Here is a 23,714-nt window from a genome sequence, read left to right as displayed (position 1 = left end):
GTCGTTTTGTGCATTTCAATAGTAGTTATAGAATACTCATGTGTGTTTTTGTAATTTACTGCTTAAACGCGTGTATTTACTACATTGAATAAAGGAGAGAAAAATGAAGGTTTGTTCTCAATGTGGTACAGCAAACAACGATTCCGCAAAGTTCTGTAAGGGTTGCGGTAATAATGTTGAAGCCGCTCAACCAGTAGCTCAACCAGTAGCTCAGCCTGTACAACCTGTGTCTCAGGCTCAGCCAATGGCTCAACCAATGCAGCCAATGCAACCTGTGTCCCAGCAGCCAGCTCAGCCAATGTTTGTTCAGCAGAATCCGCAAATGACTCACCCAACTCAACCGGCTCAACCGATGATGCAGCAGGCTCCAGCAATGCAAGGTGCTCCTCACTATACTCAGCCAATGAATCAGATTAATTCTGAACAGATGGTGGACTTCTTCCATTGGCTTATTAGCGCAATTAAGAAGCCTTCTCAGCAGTACCATGTATCTAGCTTGTACGCTGTGCTTGTGTTTGTAATTAGCGCTCTTGTATCTGCAATCCAAACTTATTTCACGGTTCAATCTGGTGCCAACATTTTCAACTCTTTTACTAAAGTTGGCACTAACTTACTTTCGTCAATGTCGGAGCGTTCTATTTCTGCTCCACGAGTTTCCGTGCCTATTTCTGTATTCATTGCCGCTTTCTTCGCAGCAATGATTAGCGTTTACATGACATTCGTTGTGGCTTTGATTGGTGCAAAGATGTTTGGTGACCCAATGTCTGCCAGCCAGTTGCATGTTCAGTTCGCTCAGAAGATGGTTCCGATTGTAACAATTCAGATTTGCGCAGCATTGCTTGGCATTCTTACTCTTTCGACTCCGTCTGTGTTCTTGCAAATCTTTGCAGGATTCTTGACAATGCTTCTTCCATTCTCCTTTGTATCTCACGCTGAATGCACGCGTAAGATAGATCGCGAATGGTTGTGGGTTATTTACGTGTTGGTGGCTGCGATAATTCTTATTATCGTATTCTGCGTCACTATGGGAATCGTAACAAGTGCTATTTCTTCCGCAATATACGGAGCTTTATTGCACTAAAAGAATTTTGCTAATCTAATTAAATAATTCTATAAAAGCTTTTTAATAGAGTGTTTTTCGTAAAATTTGCGTCAGTTTAGCAAAATAACTTAAAAATAAAAATAACTTGGAAAAATTTTATTTCAAAAGTGCTTAGCGTATGAATAATATGCTAAGCACTTTTGTGAAATATTAGGAGTTAATATGAATTGCACTCAATGTGGAAGCCCTATAGATAGTGGCTCAACGTGGTGCTCAAATTGTGGCGCAAAAGTAGAGGATAATGCACAGCAGCCAATGGCGCAGTTTAATCAGTATGAATCTCAAGCGCAGCAGTTTGCTGTAAATACGTATCAGACGCAAACTAATAACACCGTTTTGCCAAATAACGTAAATAACGTAAATAACGCGAATTTTTCAAATAACTCTAATATAGCTTCAGTAAAGATGAGCAAAAAAGAATAAAATCATCCTTATCATAATTGGAGTTTTTAATGGTAGCTCTTGGTGCTGCATATTATGCAATTCAAAACTATGTTTATTCTCCAGAAGCTACAATTAAACAATACGTGAACGCTTTGGAAAGCGGAAACTTTACAGAAGCAAGCAAACTTGTTGACTGGTCTCCTAGCGATATTCAAGAAGGTTCTCGCATCCTTTTGACTAATGAAGTTAGCAGCAAAACTAAAAATCGTATTGAAAATCCAGTAATTACCAACATTAGCTTTGATTCCAGTGTAGTCTCCTACAGAATTAATGGGAAAGAGAATAAAATGTCGCTTCAAGTCTCTTATCCTAAAACTGAGTGGCTTATATTTAAGTCATATAAGCTGTATCCTCGTGTAAACATTATGTATTTAGATATTCCAAACAGGATTAAAAAATCAAAGTTAACGTGCTAGCAAGAAGCTAGAGAAGAAAATTACCAGTGCTGTTAAAAGCAAATTAAGCAGTGCATTAGTGCATCAAATGGATCAGCAGTCCCTGCAAAGATTTGTGTTTTTGGCACCTCCTTGCGTAAGAAGAACTTAGGATTCTTTACATCCTACGACTATTCATATTCAGATGTTAAGAGAAGTGTTAACGGATATCCTAAACTTACATCCATTGATCCAGAAAGTGGAAGTTTCTCTACAGAAGGATTTGAAGAAACTGTAGAGTTCCGTCGTCAGGCTAGTAACGAAGACGAATGGCATGATGGTAATTCTGTAAGCAGATTCTACATCAACAGATCATTTAAAATCAAAGGCAACGACGTAAATATTAAGTTTGAGAACAATACATATCAAGAACAATATTACTAAGGATAAGTATTAAATAAAACTCGTTGCCGCTTTGGACACTCGTGCAGCACTCCGACCTGCCTGAATGCTGTGTTAGTAACAAAAAGCCGACCCCGCAAAATCGTAGGGTCGGCTTTTCGTATGTCGATTATAAGTGCGTATATGCTATACTGGCATATCGTATGTTCGCATACTATATAAAGTTATTTTTCAATGAAGAAAGGTAGTCGATGACGTTTATCTCTCGTGCAATACGCTACATTCTGAGGAAACGAATAAAAACAGCGATAGTTTTCATTATTGTATTTCTTATTTCGACATTGTTATTTTCTACTTCTGCAGTTTCAAGTGCTGCAGGTAGAGAAGGAGAAAAAGTTGAAGCGCAAGCAGAGTCTAGTTTTGTGCTCGCAAATAACCCTCAAATAAACCCTGGAACTCCTAGAGGAGCTGGAACTGTAAAACCTAAAGATGTACAGGCAATTGCAAAATTAAATGGAATTGCTTCCTACGTTGTTCGACAAAATGTAACAGCGGATTTAGTTAATGCTAAAGCGGCAAGAATTCCAGGCGTTCAGGATTATGATCAAAAGCGCGAGCAGCAGTTTGGAAATGCCGTTAATATTGAAGGGACGAATGACTCTACTGGTTTAAATACTTTTAAAACAAAAGCAATAACTATGTCTAAAGGCAAGCATCTTATTGCTAATAACGTTCATGCATCACTGATTCATGAAGATCTCGCTAAAGCTAACGGATTACATGTAGGAGATACTCTTACGCTTCGCGCTAATCCTTACGATGCTGACAATATTCAACAATCAACAGCAACAGTAAAAACTCGTATTGTTGGAATTTATGCCGGAGCAAATAAGCGTCAAGTCGCAACTAGGGCGGAATTGACAGCTAATACCGTGTATACGGATTTGCAAACTACTCGCGAATTATACAAATATGAGCCTGGAAAAGAAATATATCAGGATGCAAGTTTTAGAATAAAGCGCGGTGAGGATGCGGATAATATTATGGCTCAAGCTGCGAAATTGCCTATTGATTTGCAAAATTATCAACTAACTCGTGACGATCAGTTCGTTTCTGGTTTGTTGAAAGCAGCAAAGGGAGTGCGCTCAATAATGACTGTTACAACAATTGCTGTTGTATCATTCGCTATTATTGCTTTGGCATTAGTGCTTTTGCTGTGGATGAATGAGCGACGTAATGAAATTGGTGTTTTTGTTGCAATTGGCACTGGCAAATTATCTATAGTTGGTCAATATCTTGCTGAGATTGTGCTTATTTCAATACCTTCGTTGATTGTGGGTTACCTTTTTGCAAAAGTTATAGCTCCGTTGATGGCTAATGTTGCTCTTGGCTCTGTGCAATCATCAGCGGCCCGTGAATTGAGTAATATGGGTCAAGCTGGTGGAAATCTTGAATCAACTTTGGCAACAAAAACTTTGGAAACACTTAGCGTACAAGTAGACGCTCAGTGTTTTGTCGGAGTTTCTACAATTGTTGGTGCAGTAATCGTTATTGCAGTTGTGTTGTCTTATTTGCCAATTATATGCAAATCTCCTCGTGAGCTCCTCGGATTGCAAAAGTAAAACTATGCTGTTTGGAGGCATAGTTTTCATAATTCGTCGTATGAAAGTTATTTGAAAAGTTAGTGAGTAACATTATGAATGGTGAAGTAATTTCTTTATGTGCTCGAGCGAAACTTGCAATATTGCGCAAACCTCGACGTAACGCAATAATTGTGCTGATTATGACTCTTGTTTTAAGTGCGCTAGTTTCACAAGCTGGTATCAGTGCTTCTGTTGAGAATGCTAGGGATCGTATTCAATCCAGTATTGGTTTAGGTTTTACTGTACGAGCAAAAACTCGAGGTGAAACTCTTCCAGAGCAAAGTAATACAAATTCTAATTCTGTTGCTACGTATAATTCTCCAATTCCACAAGATTTGGCCGCGAATGAAGGAATTGACTCTAGTCAAATTCGTAAATTTGCTGCGATTTCGGGCGTAAAAACTGTAGTGGAAGAGCGCGATGTTTTAGCTGTGCCTGTTGGAAAGCAACTTGTGCTTCCTGCGCAGGGTCCAAGACTAGACGATGATGTTTTGGCTCATGCTGCTGGAATTACTGGCACAACAGATTCTCGATTGTCTCAGGGTTTTCAAGAGGGATTATACCGTTTAGAGCAGGGTGAGCATATTACTAATCGTTCTTCTGGTAGAGCAATAGTGCATCGTGATTTTGCTAAGAAGAATAATCTTAATATTGGTTCTACTATAATTCTTAAGCAGGGGTTTAATGTAAAAGTTCGTGTTGTTGGCATTTTTGCCGGCAAATTGCAAACTAAAGGAGCACTTCCTTCGGATACTTCAGAAAATCGCATATTTACTGACTTAAGTTCGGCGTTGTCTTTGGCTGGCTCTTCTAAGCGAGGTGTTTTGCGCTGTGTTGTCGAGCGTTCTGATTTATTAGCTAATGCAATACGGCAGGCTAAAACTATTGTCGGAAAGTGGGCGGATGTAGAGCAGAATGCTTCGCAATTGTCTGATGTAATAAGCTCGGTTAATTCTGTGCAACAACTTGTGCGAATGATTTTTGTGGCACTAAGTTTTGTTGGTATTTTAGTGCTTGGACTTGTATTAGTGTTCTGGGTTAGAGGACGTATGCACGAGATTGGCGTACTTATGTCTATTGGATTATCTAGAGCAATAATAGTTAGTCAATTGCTTGTTGAAATAGCGATACTCAACATTGTGTCATTCGTCATTTCGCTGGGCTTGGGTGCTGCTTTTTCTGGAGTTATTGGTTCTGTGATTTTGCATAGTGCTGATTCGTCATTTATTGCGGATGGTATGCCAGTATTGCCATTGTTGCAAACTCTTGCTGCTTTTGTTATTGGTTTGCTTATTTCAATAGTTGCGTTGATTGTTGCAGTGCTGCCAATATTAATAAAGAAGCCTCGGCAAATACTAAGTGCTATGAGTTAGCAGAAATATAGTTGCGTACGCGAATTTTCTACTAAAAGCGCAATCGCATAAATGAAACAAATCGTATAAATCATATTTAAATTATGTAAAAATAAGGAGCTTATTATGTCGGCTTTATTGCAATTAAAAAATGTGAAGTACACTTACGGACCTGCAAATATTGCGGTACTAAATGACGTGAATGCTGAGTTTGAAGCTGGCACCATGTACAGTATCATGGGAGCTTCTGGAGCCGGAAAGTCTACTATGCTCTCACTTTTAGCTGGATTAGATACTCCGTATAGTGGCGAAGTGCTTTTTAACGGTGAAAATATTGCAAAAACAGGATATGTTGAGCATCGCAAAAAACATATTTCACTTGTTTTCCAGAATTTTAATCTTATTGACTATTTGACGCCATTAGAAAATTTGCGATTAGTAAATTCACATGCTGATGTTCAAGTGCTAATAGATCTTGGATTAACTGAAGAAGAAGCAAATCGTAACGTCACTAAACTTTCTGGTGGTCAACAGCAGCGTGTTGCAATTGGACGAGCTTTAGTATCTTCTGCTCCGGTAATTTTAGCTGATGAGCCTACTGGAAGTCTTGACCCTGCTACTACTAAAGAAGTTATTGCAATATTAAAAAATGCTGCTAAAGAGCATGGCAAATGTGTGATTGTTGTTACTCATGATTCGAAGGTCGCCTCTCAAGCTGATGTAAAATACGTGCTGAAAAATAAACAGCTAACGCAAAAATCTGCGTGATCGCTTAAGTCCACAAATGTGGTGTGGTTTGCGCGCTTTTGTGTACTTATGCACTACCCAAGTCCACAAACATGAGGGAACATGCGCGCTTTTGTGTACTTACCTACCTCTTAAGTCCACAAACACGGGACAACATGCGCGCTTTTGTGTACTTGCACCCAGCCCAAGTCCACAAATCCGAGGTGAGGTGCGCGAGTAATAAAAAAGCCGACCCCGCGAAATCGTAGGGCCGGCTTTTTCGTTAGCTTAGCTTAACTTATTTAGCTTAGCTTACAAATCAGATGTGGAAGTAAAGCTCATACTCAAGTGGCGTTGGAGCCAAGCGAGCCATATCCATTTCCTCATGCTTCAAATTCAGCCAAGTTTCGATCAAGTCGCTAGTAAATACGTCGCCTTGCATAAGGAAGTCGTGATCCTCTTCCAAAGATTGCAAAGCTTCACCAAGCGAAGAAGGAACTTGCTTAATGCCGTCATGCTCCTCTGGAGGAAGCTCGTACAAATCTTTATCAACAGGGGCAGGAGGCTCAATATGGTTAATAACACCATCCAAACCTGCCATAAGCTGAGCGGAGAATGCTAAGAATGGGTTACATGAAGGATCCGGTGCACGGAACTCAATACGCTTAGCAGCAGGTTCTGTACCAGCAAGAGGGATACGAATAGCTGCAGAACGGTTACGAGCAGAGTAAACCAAGTTGACTGGAGCTTCGTATCCTGGAACCAAACGATGGTAAGAGTTAAGCGAAGGATTCGTAAATGCAAGCACAGAAGAAGCGTGCTTAATCAAGCCGCCAATATACCAACGCGCAATGTCGGAAAGCTGAGCATAACCGGTTTCCGCATAGAACAGTGGCTTGCCGTCCTTCCAAAGCGACTGATGGCAGTGCATGCCAGTGCCGTTATCTCCAGCAATTGGCTTAGGCATAAAGGTTGCAGCCTTACCAGCCAAAGCAGCAGTCTCATGAACCACATACTTGTACTTCATCAAATCGTCGCCAGCATGAACAAGCGTATTGTAACGATAGTTGATTTCCTGCTGACCTGCGCCGCCGACTTCGTGGTGAGAACGCTCAAGAATCAAACCAACTTTTTGCAAGTTGTAAACCATGTCATCGCGCAAATCCTGATTGTGATCTACTGGTGGCACAGGGAAGTAGCCGTGCTTTACGCGATTCTTAAAACCAATATTGTTGCTACCGTCATCTTCAGTGTCGATGCCAGAATTCCAAGGAGCTTCGTTAGAATCAACCTCATAGAAGGAGCGCTGCATGTCGTTAGCAAAACGCACCTTGTCAAAGATGAAGAACTCAGCTTCAGGGGCAAAGCTTGCAGTGTCAGCAATGCCAGTTGATTTCAAATAGGATTCTGCTTTAATAGCGACCTGACGAGGATCCCTAGAATATGGCTCATCTGTTACAGGGTCAACAATAGAGAAAGCAACATTCAGAGTCTTATGCTTACGGAATGGGTCAATATAAGCAGTGTCAACATCTGGAATAAGCTTCATATCTGATTCGTTAATAGCCTGGAAGCCTTGCATTGAAGAACCATCGAACGCCATTCCATCAGTGAAAGCGCTGTGTAAGAACTCGTCAGCAGGAACAGTAAAGTGCTGCTGAACGCCAATTAAATCAGTAAATCGTACGGATACGTACTCAATGCCTTCCTTTTCAATAAGGGCTGCGGCATCTTCTTTAGTTTGCAAAGTGGTCATGGTTACCATTCCTTTCTTAAAAAACCCAGTAATGAGTTTATGACTATGAATGCCATTTTGGATTTCAGCGACTCGAATATCTCGTTACGTTTGTGTTACATAATGTTACGTGTAGTTGCGTAGATGCGCATAATTGCAATCGTTTAGTAGGAAATAGTAGAAAATTGTAATAAATAGTAATAAATAGCGTAACTATTAAGTATTACAAAAATAGTTACCATTACATGCCGCTAATTCGCATTCATCAGTTCGCGCAGTTACAATAGTACCTATGAATTACCAAGAGCAAGAAATGCATGAATATAAGATGCATGAGCATATTGAGGAAAGTGAAAATAAGCTAGATTTAGCTTCACTTTTCCCAGCCAAAGGCGATGACAGAAGGCCGCCAGATTGGCTAGGTCGTGCACTTATTTACGTTGCAATTATTACTTTTGTGTCTATCTTCTTATGGTTCGCTTGGAATAGCATTTCATTCATTGTTTTTGATGTTGTGATTTCTATTTTTATTGCGCTCGCAATGGAACCGCTTGTTGTTCGGTTAATTAAGCATGGTTGGAGGCGAGGAGTTGCTTCTGGCTTTACGCTAACGGGCTTGCTTGTTGTAATTAGCTTGCTACTTGCTTTGTTTGGTAATTTATTTGCTCAGCAGGTTGTTTCAATGGTTATGGGCTTGCCTGATTTATACAATCAATTTGCAAATTTTGTGCTTCACTATACCGGTTTTAAAATGCCTAATATTGAGCAGCTTGGCATGGAAATTTTGAAGCATGTGCAAACATCTTGGGTTGTTGATTTTGCTGGCCAAGCACTTAACACAACATGGGGATTGATGACTGTTCTGCTTGATTTACTTACCATTATTATGGTTACGTATTACATTTCTGCAGCAGGTCCGGCTATGCGTCGTAGCATGTGCCGTTGGATGAATCCGCAATCTCAGCGTCGTTTCCTATTTATTTGGTCAGTTGTTCAAGAGCAGATTTCGAGCTTCTTATTTTCGCGAATTATTTTGGCAGCGATTAACGCAGTGGGTACCGCAATTTTCCTTATTGTGATGAATATACCGTATTGGCTTCCGCTATCCTTATTCTGCGGAATTGTTTCGCAGTTTGTGCCTACAATTGGTGGCTATTTGGGTGGAGCTTTGCCTATCTTGGTTGCGTGGGGTTCCAATGGTTTTGGTGCGGCTGTTGCAACATTAATTTTTATTACGATTTATCAGCAAATTGAGAACATGGTTATTTCGCCGAAGATTTCCGAGAAGACTATGGACCTGAATCCTGCAGTAGCTTTTATTTCAGTTCTTGTAATGGGCGCTGTATTTGGTGCTCTTGGAGCATTTTTGGCTTTGCCTGTGACTGCAAGTTTGCAAGCAATTTTTAGAGTATGTACGAAGCAATATAGTTTAGTTTCTTCTCCGCTTATGAACGATCCTCACCCTGATCATACTTCTATTATTGTTCGTTGCGTTGAGGCGATTGGTCGTAAGTTCATGAATCCAATGAGTGAAAGTGTTCATCGTGTAATGAAAGGCACAAGCTCTCGCATTTCTCTGAACGAGGATATTCTATATTGGTATAAGCAAGCTTATGTGTCAGACTCTGACGATGCGAATGGTAGCAAAGTTTCTTCTAACGATTCTGATCAAACTGACGTATTGGCAACAATGCCAATTTCACGCGAAATATTAGATGCCGTAAATAAAGATATTGCAAATCGTAAAGTAAATTCTGAAAATAAGGATTCTCCTAAAGCAAAATTGCAAGTAGGCGAGTCTAAAATAGTAAAAAATACAAAAAATAATAAAAGTAACGTAAAAAATAATCCACGGAGCGGATGGAAGCGATGATTCTTCTATCAATATTTGATGTACTAGTAATACTTATTGGCATAAGCGGTGTTGTGTATCAAGGTGTTTGTGCTGTTGCATCGTTATTCGCTAAGCCTATTGTTTTTCCTGAAGCACCAATGGATAAGCATTATGCTGTGCTTATTTCTGCGCGCAATGAGGAAGCTGTTATAGGTAATCTTATTCATTGCATTCAAACTCAAACATATAGACAAGATTTTATTGATATTTGGCTTGTTGCAGATAATTGCACTGATTCTACTGCGCAGGTTGGCCGCAATTGCGGATGCAACGTAATTGAACGTTTTGATAAAGAGCATATTGGTAAAGGTTATGCGCTCAGCTATCTTCTCGATCATATTATGAAAATTGGTGCGGATAAAGTTTATGACGCGTACTTTGTTTTCGATGCAGACAATAAACTTGATCCGCATTATTTTGAGGAAATGAATAAAGGTTTCCACGCAGGATATCAAATTTTAACCAGCTATCGTAATTCCGTGAATCTTTCAGATAATTGGGTTTCTTCTGGCTCTGCACTTTGGTTTATTCGAGAATCGCGATTTACTAACAACTCTCGAATGCTATTCGGTTCGAGTTGCCATGCTGGTGGAACTGGATTCATGTTCTCGCGTGAGATTATGCACAGAAATAGCGGATGGAAATTCCATCTTCTTACTGAGGATCTTGAATTTACTATGGATGCTATTCTTCACGGAGACAAAGTTGGATATTGCGGTTCTGCAGTGTTGTATGATGAACAACCTGTGTCGTTTAGGCAGAGCTGGAGGCAGCGTCTTCGTTGGAGCAAGGGATTCTTGCAGGTATTTCGTTACTATGGAGCAGCTCTTATTCGACATGGTATTCGCGAAAGAGATTTTTCGTCGGTTGATTTTACGCTTATGCTTTTCCCATTTATGGTTTTGGCTGTTGCAAGAATAATACTTGGGTTTATTTTTGCTGCATTTGGATTTGTAACATGGATGAGTCAAATCTATTCAATGATTAACTTCATTACAACTACTGTTACAAGTGTTTTAGGTATGATGATATTTGTGTCGCTCACTATTTTAGTTGAACACGATAAGCTTGGTGCAACGAATAAGGAACTATTTGCGTACGCTCTTAGCTTCCCGATTTTTATGCTTTCGTACGTGCCTATTGCGTTCCAAGCTATTTTCTCAAAGAGCGAGTGGAAGCCGATTCAGCATACCGGTCGTTAAGCTCTCGTTTAATATGGTGCATTGCTCCAAGTATGGGTAACTTGTTTCGCGTTTGGAGTGTTGTCTGTGTCATTTTGCTCCAAATGTGGGGTAGGTTTCTCGTGTTTGGAGGGTTTTGGTGGGTTTTTGCTCCGAATGTGGGATGGTTGTCTCGCGTTTGGGGTGGTGTGTGCGGCTGCTGCTGGCATTGCGATTGCGCAAAAATTGCGGGTATGAGATAATAGAAGCCTTGATATAAGCGTGTGATTGCGCAATTAATGTAGTGCAATGCGTGCGTTTATCTGTATACTGCGAGGTTTCTATGGTAGATTCTATTCCGTCTGAATATCCGTCCGAGTATCCGTCCGGAAATACTTTTGCTAGCAGCGTTCCAGTTTTTGGCGCAAACACTTACGACGCTACTAACGAAGATGTTCCAGCGGTTTCTATTAGCGGATTTGTTAAGACTTTTGGCAAGAAAGTTGCTGTAGATAATCTTTCGTTGAGCATTCCAGCAGGCTCTTTCTATGGATTAGTCGGCCCGAACGGTGCTGGCAAAACCACTACGATTAAAATGCTTACGGGCTTGCTTATGCCAGATGCTGGCTCAGCTTCGATTTTTGGCAACGACGTTTGGAGTGACGTAAATAGTGCTAAGCGCGCAATCGGTTTAATGCCTCAGGCCGACGAGATTTTTAAGACGATTACTGGCCTTCAGCTTTTAACTTACGCTGGCATGCTTCGCGAGATGAGCCGCGCTGAGGCTGTTCGTCGCGCGACCGACTTGCTTTCTGCATTTGACTTAACAGAAGCCGCAAACACTATGGTTTCGGACTATTCAACTGGTATGACGAAGAAAATTTGCCTTGCAACAGCTATGATTCACAGCCCTCGCGTACTTGTGTTGGACGAGCCTTTTGAGGCAGTGGATCCTGTTTCTAGCGCGAATTTGAAGGATATTCTTGCCGAGTACGTTTCTACTGGCGGAACGGTGATTATTTCTTCGCACGTTATGGAATTGGTTGAAAAAATGTGCTCGCATGTGGCGATTATTAACGAAGGTCATGTTGCGGCTGCTGGCACTCTTGAAGAGGTGGCTCAGGGCAAAGATCTTGAAGATCGCTTTATGGAGCTTGTTGGCGGACGTCACGCTGCTGCACGCATTGACTGGCTTAATGGCGGCAAGTCTGATAACGCTCCTGCACCTTCCACCAATCTCAACGCTTAAAAAGGAGAACCGTAATGTCTATGATTTTTACAATGGTTCGCCTTCGCTGGGCGCTTACTTTTTCTGTTATGCGAAAGTCAATTTGGCAAAAAATTGGCTTTGCTATAGCAATTGTTTTTGGACTTGCGCTTATATGCGCTCTTGGTTTTGCTGGCTGGGAAACTGGCAAGTACATTAATCCAGGAATGCTTGCAGATACTAAAAATTGGCAGGAATTCCAACTTGCTCCAATAATGGTTGCGACGATTGTGTCAATTTTTACGCTGTTTATAAACGTGTTTATGTTTGGCAGCGACACAACACTAAAATCGCGTAGCTTTGCGCTTTACGGCATTCCTTACGTAAAACAGCAAGCAGGTATGCTTCTTGGCTCTCTTTTTGGAGCGCTTTCAATAAGCTCCACAATCGCACTTGCTTTGTGGTCTTTAGCGTACAGAAACTTTGGAATTGTGCCGGTTTTAGTCAGCGTAATAGCGGCTCCGCTTTACATTGCAACAATTGTGTCTTTAAGCAAAATGCTTATTGAACTTTTGGATACTATTTTAATAAACAAGCATTCAAGAAATATTTTTTACTTTGCCATTTTTATAGCGTACATGATTTTTGTTGCGTCAATGAACAGGCATGATAGCTCACCAAATGAAATTGCGCTAGGCACAAGTTTCTGTGCTGCGTCCGCTTTTACGCCATTAAGTGCAGCTATGGCTTTGCCGCTCGATGCTATTAATGGCAATTGGCTTGCTCTTGCTATTCGCTTCTTTATTTGCGTTGTAACCATTGCTGTTTGCTTTGCAATCTCTGTATTTTGCGCAAAATTAGAGCCTAAGCTACTTCGCGGTGAGCAAAAAACAGTTGTTAAAACTAAGGGAATCGGCTTGTTTGCAGCAGTTCCAGACAACACAGTTGGTGCGATTATTGCGCGAATTATTAGCGTTATGAGAAGAGATATGCGTCAGCTATTTTTGCTTATTGCGCCGCTTTTTATGCTGGTAGTTGCAGGAGGAAGTAGTTTTAAGGCTAAAGGATTTGATTCTCTAACAGATAACTTAGGTGTTTCTGGATGGATGATGTATGCTGCTTTGCTTATGGGCATGGTTGTTGGAAACAATATTGCTTACGATGGCACAGCTTTTACTATGCATGCGATTATTGGAGTAAAAGGTTTGCACGATCGCTTAGCGAACGCAATAGTTTGGTCAGTGATTTGCGCTGTTTATTTTGCGATTATTGGAGTAGGGGTTTACGTTTTCCTTTTCTTTGTAGCAAATGTTAAGCAAAATGTGAATGCAGTTATGTTCCAAACTCTTTGTCCAATTGGAATAGCTTTTGCTTCCATAGGCATTGGCTTAATTTCTTCGTGCATTGCAATGTACCCTGTGGCATCAATCGAAAAGCCATTTTCTAGGCCGCAAGGAAGTGCTGGCGGGCGAAGTTTTGCAGCTATAGGCTTTATGCTTCTTTCTGTAGTTTGCATGATTCCTTCGGTTGCGGCTGCGATTGCGTTTATGATTCTTGCGCCGCAACTGCTGTGGATTGCAAGCATTTTGTTTGTAGTAAACGGCTTGATTGTGCTGGTTGTTGGCGTGATTCTTGGTGGCAAAGTAATGGATAAGCGCATGATTCGCATTGTAGAAAACTTGCGCAGATTCGCGTCTATTACTGCGTAACTTACGCACGCTTTGTTGCAAGCGCAATGTATAGTTAAGCGCGGTATTTGCAATCGATTTAAAGGTGTGCTCGCATGGAAAGTAATAAAGGCTTAAACGATGCCTTAAATATTCCTAATGCGAGCACGCCAGCGCAAAGCGGCGAACCCAACAAAAGTATCGAGCCTAAACCAAGTAGTGAACAAAAACTAAGTAGTGAATCTAAATCAAGCAGTGAGATTAAACCAAGTAGCGCACAGAAGAAAAGTAAATACGCTGCTATGGTTTTAAGAAGCCAATATCCTTCTCGTTGGCGATTGCTTATTGCATTTATAGCAGTTATAGTTAGTGCAGCAATTATTTTTACTTATTTTTTGCTTGACGTATACGATATTCTTCCTGGTCCTTTGACGTTGCGAAAACAACATTATGCTGTAACTGTTTCTTCTCCTAAATCACTTTTGCGAGTTAAATCACTAGCTAAAGGCGTGACTTATGGTAAAGAAATAAATCATTCGCAAGCTCAAAAACTTATTAACGAGTTGGTTTCCGATGCTTCTATGAGTAGCAGCACTTCAGCAGTAATTATGGATGCTAATGGGCGAGTAGTTGCTTCACATGAGCCAAATGCTTTAAGAGAGCCAGCGTCAACGCTTAAAACTTTAACTGCTAGCGTAGCTTCTCGCACTCTTGACATGGGTTCAACTCTTGATACTCAAGTATTTTTGTTGCCTAAAACAGGCGGTGAACCAGAACGAGCTTCTAGTACGAATGCTAGAAAGCTTGTGCTTCGCGGCAATGGTGACATGCTTCTTGGCGTTGGAGAAAACGATTGGCACCATGTCAATGGCAGAGCAGGTTTAACGACATTAGCGAGAAGAACAGCCAACGCGTTGAAGCTTGAAAATATTCACACAGTTTCTTTAGCTGTTGATGACTCATTGTTTGGCGCAAAACGTGCTCCTGATTTGATTTATGAAACAGATGTTGAACGCCGCTTTTATGCTCAAACGTCATCTTTGGCTATAGATGATGCTCGTCAGCGTGACCTTTCAGTGCAAGGTGTTGACGCTGACGCTATAACAGATTTTCCGCTTTCTGATCCTCATCCTGCTTTAAGTGTCGGTCATGTTTTTGCTAAATTATTAAGCAAACAAGGAATAGTTATAAGTAATTATTCTAATAAAACCGCTTCTGATGAAAAAAATTCCGGTTCAGGCTCGTCTGCAGATGATTCTTCTGAAAACAATAAAGATTCTGAAAATGAAAATAAGTCTGCACAATCTGAAAATCTTGTAATACCAGTAAGCGAAACTAAATCGTTAATATCATCTAATTCGCGTTTAATTGCACAAGTTTCTTCTGCACCTTTAAACGAAATAATGGCATATACGCTTCGTATTTCAGACAACACATTGGCGGAAGAGTTTGGTCGTTTGACTGCGCTTGCAACTCACAAATCCAACTCTCCGGAGGGTGCAGTTCAGGCAGTAAAAGAGGGATTGCGCAAGCTCAATATCGATATACGTGGTTTGCACATGTCTGATTGCTCAGGCTTATCTCCAAAATCAAGGTTGCGCGCAACAACGCTAGCTCAAGTACAAGTGTTTAATATTAAAGCCGATTCTGGAGGTGCTGCAGCTGCTGAAGGATTGTCTCTTCCTGGTTTAGTTGGAACAGCAAGAAAGCGTTTAGCGGATGAATCTTCTGCCGGCCTGCTTCGCATAAAGACTGGTTCTTTAAGTGAAGTTACTTCTATGGTTGGTAATGTATCTAGGAAAAGTGGTGGAGTGCTAACTTTCGCTGTTGTTGCGAACCAGCCAGCTGATATTTGGGGAGCGTTCGTAGCGATTAATAAGTTTATGGCAGAATTGCCAAAACTATGATTTATGAGTTGCAATTTAGCATTATTGGCGCGCTACACTAGAAGCTATGGTGTATTCTTCTCGCATACGCGCAGGAATTGGCGCAATCAAGCATTGTTTTGACGAACTTTCATTATGTGCACAAGACGCGCGTTTTTCCGAACATGGCAATCACGCGACAGATGTTGATGCTCCTCTGGTTCTTATTGCGTGCTCTGGAGGTAGAGATTCTCTTGCACTTACAGCATTGAGCGTGATTGTGTGCGCAAGTAGGGGTATTCGTTGCGGTGTCGTAATAGTAGATCACCATTTGCAGCCACACTCAACTGAAATTGCCAATACTGCTGCTAAACATTGTTTGCAATCTGGAATAGATGAAAAGTACGTGTATATTCAATCTGTGAACGTTGAAGATTCGGGAGAAGGCGAAGAATCTGCTGCTAGAAATGCTAGGTATCAAGCAATTATTGAGGTCGCTAAAAAGCAGCAAGCTGCAGCCGTGCTTCTAGCTCATACTGCAAATGATCAAGCAGAAACTGTAATGATGGGGCTAAAAGATTCTGCAGGTTTAGAAGCAGTTGCTGGCATGAAAGCAGTGACATTGCGTCAAAACGTGCTTTTTGCGAGGCCTCTTATTAAGCTTAGTAGAGAAGATACTACTGGTATTTGCGAGGATTTAGGCATTTCATGGTGGGATGATCCTACAAATGGTGACGATATTTCGCAAAATGAGGAACTTTCAGAAAATTATCCATTGAGATCTCGAGTTAGACACACGTTAATGCCTTATATTTCGCGATTTTTTAATGCAAATATGGTTACTTTGCTTTCTCGTGGAGCTGAAATAGCTAGAGACGATCTTGACTATATTAATTCTCAAGTTGACGAAGCTAGTTCACAAGTGATGGAATTTGATAAAAATGCGAAAACTGTTAGGTTAAAAGCTGAGAAGTTAGCGCAATATCATCCATCAATTCGTAGACGAATTATAGTGCGTGCGTTAAGTGAGCTTGGTCTGCGTTTCTCGTCAAGTCACATATCGGCAGTGGACGAACTATGTACAAAATGGCATGGTCAGAAGCCTTTTTCGCTGCCAAATTATTACGAAGCGACTCGGCTCTCGCGCAATATCGTCATTCGCTTATGCAAAGATAGTGAACATGCAAATTGCAGATATACGAGATGACATCGACTATGAATTAATTAGCCACGAAGACCTTATGAAGCGTATTCGTGAAGTTGCTAAACAAGTAAGTGAAGATTACAAAAACCGTAATGTTTTGCTTGTTGCAGTTCTCAAAGGTGCTGTAAATACTCTTGCTGTATTTTCGCAAGAATTAAGCATTAACGCATCAATGGACTTTATGAGCTTGTCTAGTTACGGCAGTGGCACTCAAACTAGCGGACAAATCACTGTTCGCGAAGATTTAAGTACTGATGTGCGTGGTCGAGATGTGCTTATTGTAGAAGACATTGTTGATTCCGGTCGCACGCTAGCTTGGCTTGTAGATGAGCTAAAAGGTCGTGGTGCTGCAAGTGTAAAAGTTTTTGCATTGCTCAGTAAGCCTGCACGTCGCGAAGTAGACGTACAAATCGACTACTCGGGCTTTGAAATTCCTGATGCATTTGTCGTTGGTTTCGGAATGGACTACGACGAACGCTACCGCAATCTCAATAGTATTGCGGTATTAAAGCCATCAGTGTATGGTGCTTGATTTTATAGATTCTATTCAGAATTTTTATATAAATTGAGGAGTTTGAAAGGAGCCTTATTACATGGGCGCTTCTCCTATGACACCGCAAGGCCCAATGGGCGGTCCTGGGCGTGGAAATAACGGGAATAATCCGTTTTTAAATCCACGTAACCCTAGGAATCAGCGAAACAACGGTCAACAGGGCAAGAATAATAAAAATAACGAGAACAACCATAACAATCGTCGTTCCTTCTGGCAGTCGCCATGGACGTGGATTGTGCTTCTTGTGTTGCTTTCAGTTGTCGGATTCCAAATGTTTGTTCATAACGGATCGCAAACTATCGATACTCAGGATGGTATTGAGTTAGTGCGATCTCATAAAGCAAGTTATGTGGAAATTATTGACAATAAACAGTTAGTTAAGCTTACGCTTGATAGTCCGTTTAAGAAGTTCGATAAACGAAGTAAGCAAAAGCGTGACTTTGGCAAGGATGTGCAATTCTACTACGCGTATGCACAAGGTAGGTCAATTGTACAAGAAGTCGAAAAGGCGAAGCCTTCTAACGGCTGGACTGCTAGCTTACAGTCATCTAGCATTATTTCGTATTTGATTACTTCGCTTGCTCCAATATTGTTCTTCCTTGGCATGATTTGGTTCATGTTTAGCAGAATAGGCGGTGCCGGTGGAAGTATGCTTGGCATGGGTGGCGGACGTGGCCGTGGCAAGCTGCTTGAAGGTCAGACTCCTAAAACTAAGTTTGCTGACGTTGCTGGCGAACAAGCTGCTGTTGAAGAAGTTGAAGAGATTAAAGACTTCTTGAAGGATCCTTCGCGCTACAAGGCTTTGGGTGCTCGCATTCCGCGCGGTGTGCTGCTTTATGGTCCTCCAGGAACTGGTAAGACTTTGTTGGCTCGTGCTATTGCAGGTGAAGCTGGTGTGCCGTTCTATGCAATGGCTGGCTCTGACTTCGTGGAAATGTTCGTAGGCTTGGGCGCGTCTCGCGTTCGTGAACTTTTTGACGAAGCTAAGAAGAATGCTCCTGCAATCATCTTTATCGATGAGATTGATGCTGTTGGTCGTCGCCGCGGAAGTGGCATGACTGGCGGTCATGATGAGCGCGAGCAGACACTTAATCAGCTGCTTGTTGAGATGGACGGCTTCGACAACGACACTAATTTGATTATTATTGCCGCAACAAACCGTCCAGATGTGCTTGATTCCGCACTTCTTCGTCCTGGTCGTTTTGACCGTCAGGTGGCTGTTGAGGCTCCTGATTTGGAAGGTCGCGAGGCAATTTTGAAGGTTCACGCTAAGGGTAAGCCTTTTGTGCCGGATGTTGATCTTCATATGGTTGCTGTGCGCACTCCTGGTTTTACTGGTGCAGACTTAGCTAACGTGCTTAACGAAGCTGCGTTGCTTTGCGCTCGATCTGGTGCTCAATATATCGATAATCGCGCTATTGATGAGGCAATTGATCGTGTTCAAGCAGGACCTCGACGTAAGTCTAAGGGTATGGCTTTGGATGAATTGCGTAACACTGCTTACCATGAGGGTGGTCATGCGCTTGTTGCTGCTGCGTTGCACCACACGGATCCTGTTACTAAAGTAACGATTTTGCCGCGAGGTCACGCACTTGGCTACACTGCTGTGATGCCAACAAGCGACCGTTACTCGCAGTCTCGCAACGAATTGCTGGATCAAATGGCATATGCTATGGGCGGACGCACAGCAGAGGAAGTTGTGTTCCATGATCCAACAACTGGTGCTTCTAACGACATTGAGAAAGCTACTGCTATTGCTCGTAAGATGGTTGTTGAATATGGTTTCTCAGCGAAGCTTGGAGCTGTTAAGTGGATGGATACTGACGAAGATTCTTCCGGTTCACTCGATTCTTTGCAACCTCGTAAGTTCTCGAATCGTACTGCTGAAGTAATCGATGAAGAAGTTCATAAGCTTATCGAAACTGCTCATACTGAAGCGTGGGAGATTATTAACAATAATCGTGACGTATTAGATGAGCTGGTTCGTCAGTTGCTCGCTAAGGAAACTCTTAACGAGAAGGAACTTAAGGAAATCTTCAGTAAGATTCGTAAGGCTCCTGAGCGTACTCTTTGGCTTTCGGACGATAGAAGACCAGATTCTGATCTTCCTCCTGTTGAAATTCCAGAAAGTTTAAAGCGCAACGTTGAAGGTAAGAATGAGCAGAGTGAAGCTTCTGAACTTTCTGAATCTTCCAATAACGCAACTTCACAAAACCAGCAGTCTGATCAGATGCCTGTTGATACGTCTATTCAGACTACTGCACCTGCTCCTCGAACTGTTATTGGAACTGTTAAACCACCAGTTAATCCGTCTACTAATCAAAATGACGGCACTCAATTTGGTGCTTAATAGTGTAAATACAGTGCTAAAAAGCAGATAAAATACAATCATTAATAAACGCTGATAACAATATAATTTATTGCTGTCAGCGTTTATTTTTATTTTTCTAAGAATTTAATAATAAAAATTAGTGTTATATGCAAAAAATTACGCATGTTGATTTATATCGAGTACAATGTATCGAAATATTAGTTTTGCGTATTATAGGTAAGAGTAAAAGATAAATAAACGAATAATTGGAATTTTAAATTGTTTTTATTAGAGAGTAGAAGATGAAATTATGAATACGACCATAAGTTTGAAGGGTATTCGCCCAAGCGGTGACTCAATAGTCATTGGATTATATTCTTCTATTTACATAGATGCTGTTTTAAAAGTTAATTTGAGTAATGCATTAGACGGAGATGAGACTAACGCAATAGATATTCCTCAAATTGCTGAGCGTCTTGCTTTTATGCTTAAACGTTGCGAAAAAGATAGCGAGATTGAGGAGCATCCTGCTATAGCTTTAGAACTTATTGCTAAATCTGTTTTAAATTCTGCTATGCACACTTGGCAAATTAGTGAGGCTGATATTACTGTTCATGCTGCTTTAAGAAGCGAATATTACGGCATGAAAAGCACTGTTGACGATATTTGTGTTACTTTGAATAGTGTTTCTAGAGAAGAGTTAAATTATTCGGAACGGCGTGTAATTCCTGATTCTCTTGCGCATGTTGCTGTTCGTAGTGGAAGCGTATCAGTTGACGATCTTGAGGAAGGCGAAATAGCAGATTACTATCGTTCTCTTATTGAGGAAGATAGAAAAGAAAAGCAGCGCAAAGAAGACGAGGACGCTGCTGCAGCTGCTAAAGCTGCCGTTGATATCGCAAATTCTTTCGCGGATGATTATGAAAATAATGGAGATTCAGAGTGCTCTTGTGTCGATGAATCTAAAAGTGTCAATTATGGCAGTGAGCTTGTTAAAAGAGAAACTAAGTCTCCTTTGTTCCGTATATGTCCGACTCCGTTACAGACAACTGCAGTAATTTCTATGAAGGGTGTCGCGAAACAAGACACGCGTTCTGCTATGCTGAGAATAGTTGCAATGCTTGAGCAGGATAGAGAATCTCGCGTAGATGGCGTATCGGCACTATATGTTGCCAATATGCTTGAAGGTGATTATTACGCGGCTGTATTTATTCTGTCTTCGGGCGGTGACGAGTATGAACTGCTTCGCTTGCTTCGCGCTGTTGCTACTTTGTATAAAGATAAGGTGACTGTGCGAGTGTTGGGTACGCGTTCATATGGTGCTTCTGCTGCTGATACAAGAACTGTTGATGCAGAAAAATTGCCGCAACAACTAGCGGAAATGGTGATGGTTGACCCTAAGTCGCCTGAACTTATGCCGTGGCTGCAGATAGAGTCGGATGCTGCTTTGGATGACAACTCAGTTTCGTACTCATTAGCGTTTGCTTTTGATGCTCAAACTGTTGGGGTATACTCAGAGCAATGGCTTATAGGGGATGGTTGTTAATGAAAGCGTATCGCACACCTTGGTGGTATCTGGTACTAGGGTTACTGTTTGGCTTTGTGCTGGGCGCATTTCTAGTGTCGTCAACAGAGTCTAGTGCTATGTCGTTAGCAGGAGCTCCGTGGGTTGTTGTTGCAATTATGGTGATTGCTGGCTTAATAACTTTTGTTATGGCGTTGCAAACTCATCAAAGTGTTGCTAACAAAGATAAAAATAAGAAGCGTGTAAGTTCTCAATTTGCTGTTGCAGCTCTTATGCTGTCTAAGGCATTGGGAATGGCAGGTGCTATTTTGTCTGGCTGGTACGTTGGGCAGTTGTTAATGAGTCTGCCGCACAGTGAAATAATTCTGTATAACTCTGTTGTGCGTGAATGCTCTATTGCTGGCTTGGTGTGCTTTATTGATATGGTCGTTGGGATTTTGGGCGAGTGGCTCTGCCAGATTCCGCCTGAAGATGATTCTGAGTCTGTCAATAAGTCAAATCGTACGCCAGCAACGTGCTAGTATTTGCTAGCTATTAGTTTGCGTAGTTTTATGTAAGTTGCATCTTGCTTGAATTAAGTAGGTAAAAGTATTAAACGCTTTTTACGCAAGTTGCAACAAACGCTGGAATTTCAACGTTTGTAAGGATGGTATATTACTTTGGCTGAATTTATCTATCAGATGATTAAGGCGCGTAAATCGTACGGAGATCGTGTAATTCTCGACGATGTTACTTTAAGCTTCCTTCCGGGCGCAAAAATTGGTGTTGTGGGTCCGAACGGCATGGGTAAGTCGACGCTGCTGAAAATTATGGCCGGTTTGGAAAATGTGACCAATGGTGAAGCTTCTTTGACTCCTGGCTATACGGTAGGTATTTTGCAGCAGGAACCACCTCTTGATGACACTAAGACGGTTGGCGAAAACATTAAGATGGCTTTTGGTGAGATTGCGCAAAAAGTGGCGCGTTTTAACCAAATCGGCGAAGAAATGGCTAATCCAGACGCTGATTTTGATGCGTTAATGGAAGAAATGGGTAAGCTTCAGACTGAAATTGACGCTGCAAACGGTTGGGATTTGGATTCGCAGCTTGAGCAGGCTATGGATGCTTTGCAATGCCCAGATCCGGATTCGCCTGTTTCTGTGTGCTCTGGTGGTGAAAGGCGTCGAGTTGCATTGTGTAAGCTTCTTCTTGAAGCTCCAGATTTGCTGCTTTTGGATGAGCCTACGAACCATTTGGATGCGGAATCTATTTTGTGGCTTGAACAGTTCTTGCACAAGTACGAGGGTGCTGTTATTGCTGTTACGCACGACCGCTACTTTATGGATAACGTAGCAGAGTGGATTTGCGAAGTTGACCGTGGTCAGCTTTATCCATATAAGGGAAATTACTCAACGTATTTGGAAACTAAAGCAAAGCGTATGGAAATTCAGGGCGCTAAGGATGCCAAGCTTGCTAAGCGTTTGAAGAACGAACTTAACTGGGTGCGTAGTTCGCCGAAGGCTCGCCAAGCAAAGAATAAGGCTCGTTTGGAACGCTACGATCAAATGGAGCAGGAAGCACGCAATTCTAAGAAGCTTGATTTTTCCGAAATCCAGATTCCAGCAGGTCCACGCTTGGGTTCGCAAGTTTTGGAAGCGAAGCATATTCACAAGGCTTTTGGCGACCGTGTACTTATCGACGACTTGTCGTTTACGCTGCCTCGTAACGGTATTGTTGGTGTGATTGGTCCAAACGGTGTTGGTAAGTCTACGCTGTTCAAGACGATTGTGGGCTTGGAGTCTCTTTCTGGCGGAGAGCTTATTGTTGGCGATACTGTGAAGATTTCTTACGTGGATCAGAATCGTGCAGGATTGGATCCTAATAAGAACTTGTGGGAAGCTGTTTCCGGCGGACTTGATTTTATTGAGGTTGCAGGCGTTGAGATTCCTACTCGCGCATATGTTGCAAGCTTTGGATTTAAAGGTTCGGATCAGCAGAAGCTTACTGGTGTGCTTTCCGGCGGTGAGCGTAACCGCTTGAACTTGGCTTTGACTCTTAAGCAGGGTGGAAACTTGCTTCTTCTCGATGAGCCTACTAACGATTTGGATGTTGAGACTTTGGAAAGCTTGGAAAACGCTTTACTTGATTTCCCAGGCTGCGCTGTTGTGGTTTCGCACGATCGCTGGTTCCTCGACCGAGTTGCAACGCATATTCTTGCTTGGGAAGGCGACGACGAGAATCCTGCAAAGTGGTACTGGTTCGAAGGTAACTTCCAAGCTTACGAAGAAAATAAGATTGCGCGCTTGGGTGAGGAAGCTGCTCGTCCGCATCGCTTGCACCGTAAGCTCACTCGCTAGTTGAGTTTTGTTTTCATTTCTTGGTGGAAACATTTGCTGGTGATTTTCCGGCGTTTGCGCGACGACCTGCTTTCGCGCTTGGAGCGTAGTGTACGAAAGTAACTCGGAGCGTGAGCTTGCATGGAAAGTTCAGTGGACTTTTTCCATGCAAGCTCAGAAGCGAGCGCTTATAGTGCGAGCGTCTCGGCGCTTTTTGACAACATTTGCCGTGATT

At 41.8% G+C, this 23,714-nt stretch carries 19 protein-coding genes; 18 read left to right on the top strand and 1 reads right to left on the bottom strand.

Going from position 1 to position 23,714, the window contains the following annotated elements:
• Positions 1 to 103: 103 nt before the first annotated feature.
• The 7 genes from P0108_RS05215 to P0108_RS05185 all read left to right on the top strand — a co-directional run bounded on the left by P0108_RS05215 (position 104) and on the right by P0108_RS05185 (position 6,085).
• Positions 104 to 1,081, top strand: a complete 978-nt coding sequence (locus tag P0108_RS05215; RefSeq protein ID WP_004109339.1) for a zinc ribbon domain-containing protein — start codon at positions 104 to 106, stop codon at positions 1,079 to 1,081.
• 183 nt (positions 1,082 to 1,264) lie between these two features.
• A complete protein-coding gene (locus P0108_RS05210) occupies positions 1,265 to 1,525 on the top strand; it encodes a zinc-ribbon domain-containing protein (RefSeq protein ID WP_004109342.1) in 261 nt (86 codons plus the stop codon).
• Positions 1,526 to 1,554: 29 nt separating this feature from the next.
• Positions 1,555 to 1,962 (top strand): zinc ribbon domain-containing protein, encoded by a 408-nt coding sequence (locus tag P0108_RS05205; protein ID WP_004109345.1) that lies wholly within the window; start codon positions 1,555 to 1,557, stop codon positions 1,960 to 1,962.
• Between the two features lie 111 nt (positions 1,963 to 2,073).
• Positions 2,074 to 2,364: a hypothetical protein gene (locus P0108_RS05200; protein WP_004109367.1), complete on the top strand. Its 291-nt coding sequence runs from the start codon at positions 2,074 to 2,076 to the stop codon at positions 2,362 to 2,364.
• Positions 2,365 to 2,573: 209 nt separating this feature from the next.
• Positions 2,574 to 3,944 carry an ABC transporter permease gene (locus P0108_RS05195; protein ID WP_473730828.1) on the top strand — a complete coding sequence of 457 codons (1,371 nt, stop codon included), beginning with the start codon at positions 2,574 to 2,576 and terminating at the stop codon, positions 3,942 to 3,944.
• A 74-nt stretch (positions 3,945 to 4,018) separates the two neighbouring features.
• On the top strand, positions 4,019 to 5,338 hold the full coding sequence (locus tag P0108_RS05190) for an ABC transporter permease (protein ID WP_473730827.1): 1,320 nt from the start codon (positions 4,019 to 4,021) through the stop codon (positions 5,336 to 5,338).
• A gap of 105 nt (positions 5,339 to 5,443) precedes the next feature.
• Positions 5,444 to 6,085, top strand: a complete 642-nt coding sequence (locus P0108_RS05185; RefSeq protein ID WP_473730826.1) for an ABC transporter ATP-binding protein — start codon at positions 5,444 to 5,446, stop codon at positions 6,083 to 6,085.
• Positions 6,086 to 6,362: 277 nt separating this feature from the next.
• Here P0108_RS05185 and glnA read toward each other — a convergent pair whose 3' ends face one another.
• A complete protein-coding gene (gene glnA, locus P0108_RS05180) occupies positions 6,363 to 7,799 on the bottom strand; it encodes a type I glutamate--ammonia ligase (protein WP_004109385.1) in 1,437 nt (478 codons plus the stop codon).
• A gap of 271 nt (positions 7,800 to 8,070) precedes the next feature.
• Here glnA and P0108_RS05175 point away from each other — a divergent pair, with 271 nt between their 5' ends.
• The 11 genes from P0108_RS05175 to ettA all read left to right on the top strand — a co-directional run bounded on the left by P0108_RS05175 (position 8,071) and on the right by ettA (position 23,500).
• Entirely contained in the window at positions 8,071 to 9,651 is a 1,581-nt protein-coding gene (locus tag P0108_RS05175) for an AI-2E family transporter (protein WP_473730825.1), read from the top strand.
• Positions 9,648 to 10,874, top strand: a complete 1,227-nt coding sequence (locus tag P0108_RS05170; RefSeq protein WP_033888470.1) for a glycosyltransferase family 2 protein — start codon at positions 9,648 to 9,650, stop codon at positions 10,872 to 10,874. Before P0108_RS05175 ends, P0108_RS05170 begins: the two co-directional genes overlap by 4 nt.
• A gap of 301 nt (positions 10,875 to 11,175) precedes the next feature.
• Positions 11,176 to 12,081, top strand: coding sequence for an ABC transporter ATP-binding protein (locus P0108_RS05165; protein ID WP_064621588.1), 906 nt, complete (start codon positions 11,176 to 11,178; stop codon positions 12,079 to 12,081).
• A 14-nt stretch (positions 12,082 to 12,095) separates the two neighbouring features.
• Positions 12,096 to 13,748: a hypothetical protein gene (locus tag P0108_RS05160; protein ID WP_410311074.1), complete on the top strand. Its 1,653-nt coding sequence runs from the start codon at positions 12,096 to 12,098 to the stop codon at positions 13,746 to 13,748.
• A 74-nt stretch (positions 13,749 to 13,822) separates the two neighbouring features.
• Entirely contained in the window at positions 13,823 to 15,613 is a 1,791-nt protein-coding gene (locus tag P0108_RS05155; protein WP_473730824.1) for a D-alanyl-D-alanine carboxypeptidase, read from the top strand.
• A gap of 46 nt (positions 15,614 to 15,659) precedes the next feature.
• On the top strand, positions 15,660 to 16,778 hold the full coding sequence (gene tilS / locus P0108_RS05150) for a tRNA lysidine(34) synthetase TilS (protein WP_102703222.1): 1,119 nt from the start codon (positions 15,660 to 15,662) through the stop codon (positions 16,776 to 16,778).
• Entirely contained in the window at positions 16,753 to 17,307 is a 555-nt protein-coding gene (gene hpt, locus P0108_RS05145) for a hypoxanthine phosphoribosyltransferase (RefSeq protein WP_101886119.1), read from the top strand. Before tilS ends, hpt begins: the two co-directional genes overlap by 26 nt.
• Positions 17,308 to 17,368: 61 nt before the next feature.
• Complete coding sequence (ftsH, locus tag P0108_RS05140; RefSeq protein WP_116431567.1) at positions 17,369 to 19,678, top strand: ATP-dependent zinc metalloprotease FtsH; 2,310 nt, start codon at positions 17,369 to 17,371, stop codon at positions 19,676 to 19,678.
• 271 nt (positions 19,679 to 19,949) lie between these two features.
• Positions 19,950 to 21,185: a dihydroneopterin aldolase gene (locus P0108_RS05135; RefSeq protein WP_102703220.1), complete on the top strand. Its 1,236-nt coding sequence runs from the start codon at positions 19,950 to 19,952 to the stop codon at positions 21,183 to 21,185.
• Positions 21,185 to 21,685 carry a DUF3180 domain-containing protein gene (locus P0108_RS05130; RefSeq protein ID WP_033888467.1) on the top strand — a complete coding sequence of 167 codons (501 nt, stop codon included), beginning with the start codon at positions 21,185 to 21,187 and terminating at the stop codon, positions 21,683 to 21,685. The genes P0108_RS05135 and P0108_RS05130 overlap by 1 nt, the downstream gene beginning before the upstream one ends.
• Positions 21,686 to 21,823: 138 nt before the next feature.
• Positions 21,824 to 23,500, top strand: a complete 1,677-nt coding sequence (gene ettA, locus P0108_RS05125; RefSeq protein WP_473730823.1) for an energy-dependent translational throttle protein EttA — start codon at positions 21,824 to 21,826, stop codon at positions 23,498 to 23,500.
• Positions 23,501 to 23,714 lie beyond the last annotated feature (214 nt).

Source organism: Gardnerella sp. c10Ua_244, assembly GCF_055818055.1.
This window is presented reverse-complemented; position numbering and strand designations above follow the sequence as displayed.

Bases quoted from the DNA above. Each gene is read 5' to 3' on its own strand.
- P0108_RS05165 (WP_064621588.1), top strand. From the start codon at position 11,176: ATGGTAGATTCTATTCCGTCTGAATATCCGTCCGAGTATCCGTCCGGA.
- P0108_RS05130 (WP_033888467.1), top strand. From the start codon at position 21,185: ATGAAAGCGTATCGCACACCTTGGTGGTATCTGGTACTAGGGTTACTG.
- P0108_RS05195 (WP_473730828.1), top strand. From the start codon at position 2,574: ATGACGTTTATCTCTCGTGCAATACGCTACATTCTGAGGAAACGAATA.
- P0108_RS05205 (WP_004109345.1), top strand. From the start codon at position 1,555: ATGGTAGCTCTTGGTGCTGCATATTATGCAATTCAAAACTATGTTTAT.
- tilS (WP_102703222.1), top strand. From the start codon at position 15,660: ATGGTGTATTCTTCTCGCATACGCGCAGGAATTGGCGCAATCAAGCAT.
- P0108_RS05190 (WP_473730827.1), top strand. From the start codon at position 4,019: ATGAATGGTGAAGTAATTTCTTTATGTGCTCGAGCGAAACTTGCAATA.
- P0108_RS05210 (WP_004109342.1), top strand. From the start codon at position 1,265: ATGAATTGCACTCAATGTGGAAGCCCTATAGATAGTGGCTCAACGTGG.
- hpt (WP_101886119.1), top strand. From the start codon at position 16,753: ATGCAAATTGCAGATATACGAGATGACATCGACTATGAATTAATTAGC.
- P0108_RS05135 (WP_102703220.1), top strand. From the start codon at position 19,950: ATGAATACGACCATAAGTTTGAAGGGTATTCGCCCAAGCGGTGACTCA.
- P0108_RS05155 (WP_473730824.1), top strand. From the start codon at position 13,823: ATGGAAAGTAATAAAGGCTTAAACGATGCCTTAAATATTCCTAATGCG.
- P0108_RS05175 (WP_473730825.1), top strand. From the start codon at position 8,071: ATGAATTACCAAGAGCAAGAAATGCATGAATATAAGATGCATGAGCAT.
- P0108_RS05170 (WP_033888470.1), top strand. From the start codon at position 9,648: ATGATTCTTCTATCAATATTTGATGTACTAGTAATACTTATTGGCATA.
- P0108_RS05160 (WP_410311074.1), top strand. From the start codon at position 12,096: ATGTCTATGATTTTTACAATGGTTCGCCTTCGCTGGGCGCTTACTTTT.
- P0108_RS05185 (WP_473730826.1), top strand. From the start codon at position 5,444: ATGTCGGCTTTATTGCAATTAAAAAATGTGAAGTACACTTACGGACCT.
- P0108_RS05215 (WP_004109339.1), top strand. From the start codon at position 104: ATGAAGGTTTGTTCTCAATGTGGTACAGCAAACAACGATTCCGCAAAG.
- ftsH (WP_116431567.1), top strand. From the start codon at position 17,369: ATGGGCGCTTCTCCTATGACACCGCAAGGCCCAATGGGCGGTCCTGGG.
- glnA (WP_004109385.1), bottom strand. From the start codon at position 7,799: ATGACCACTTTGCAAACTAAAGAAGATGCCGCAGCCCTTATTGAAAAG.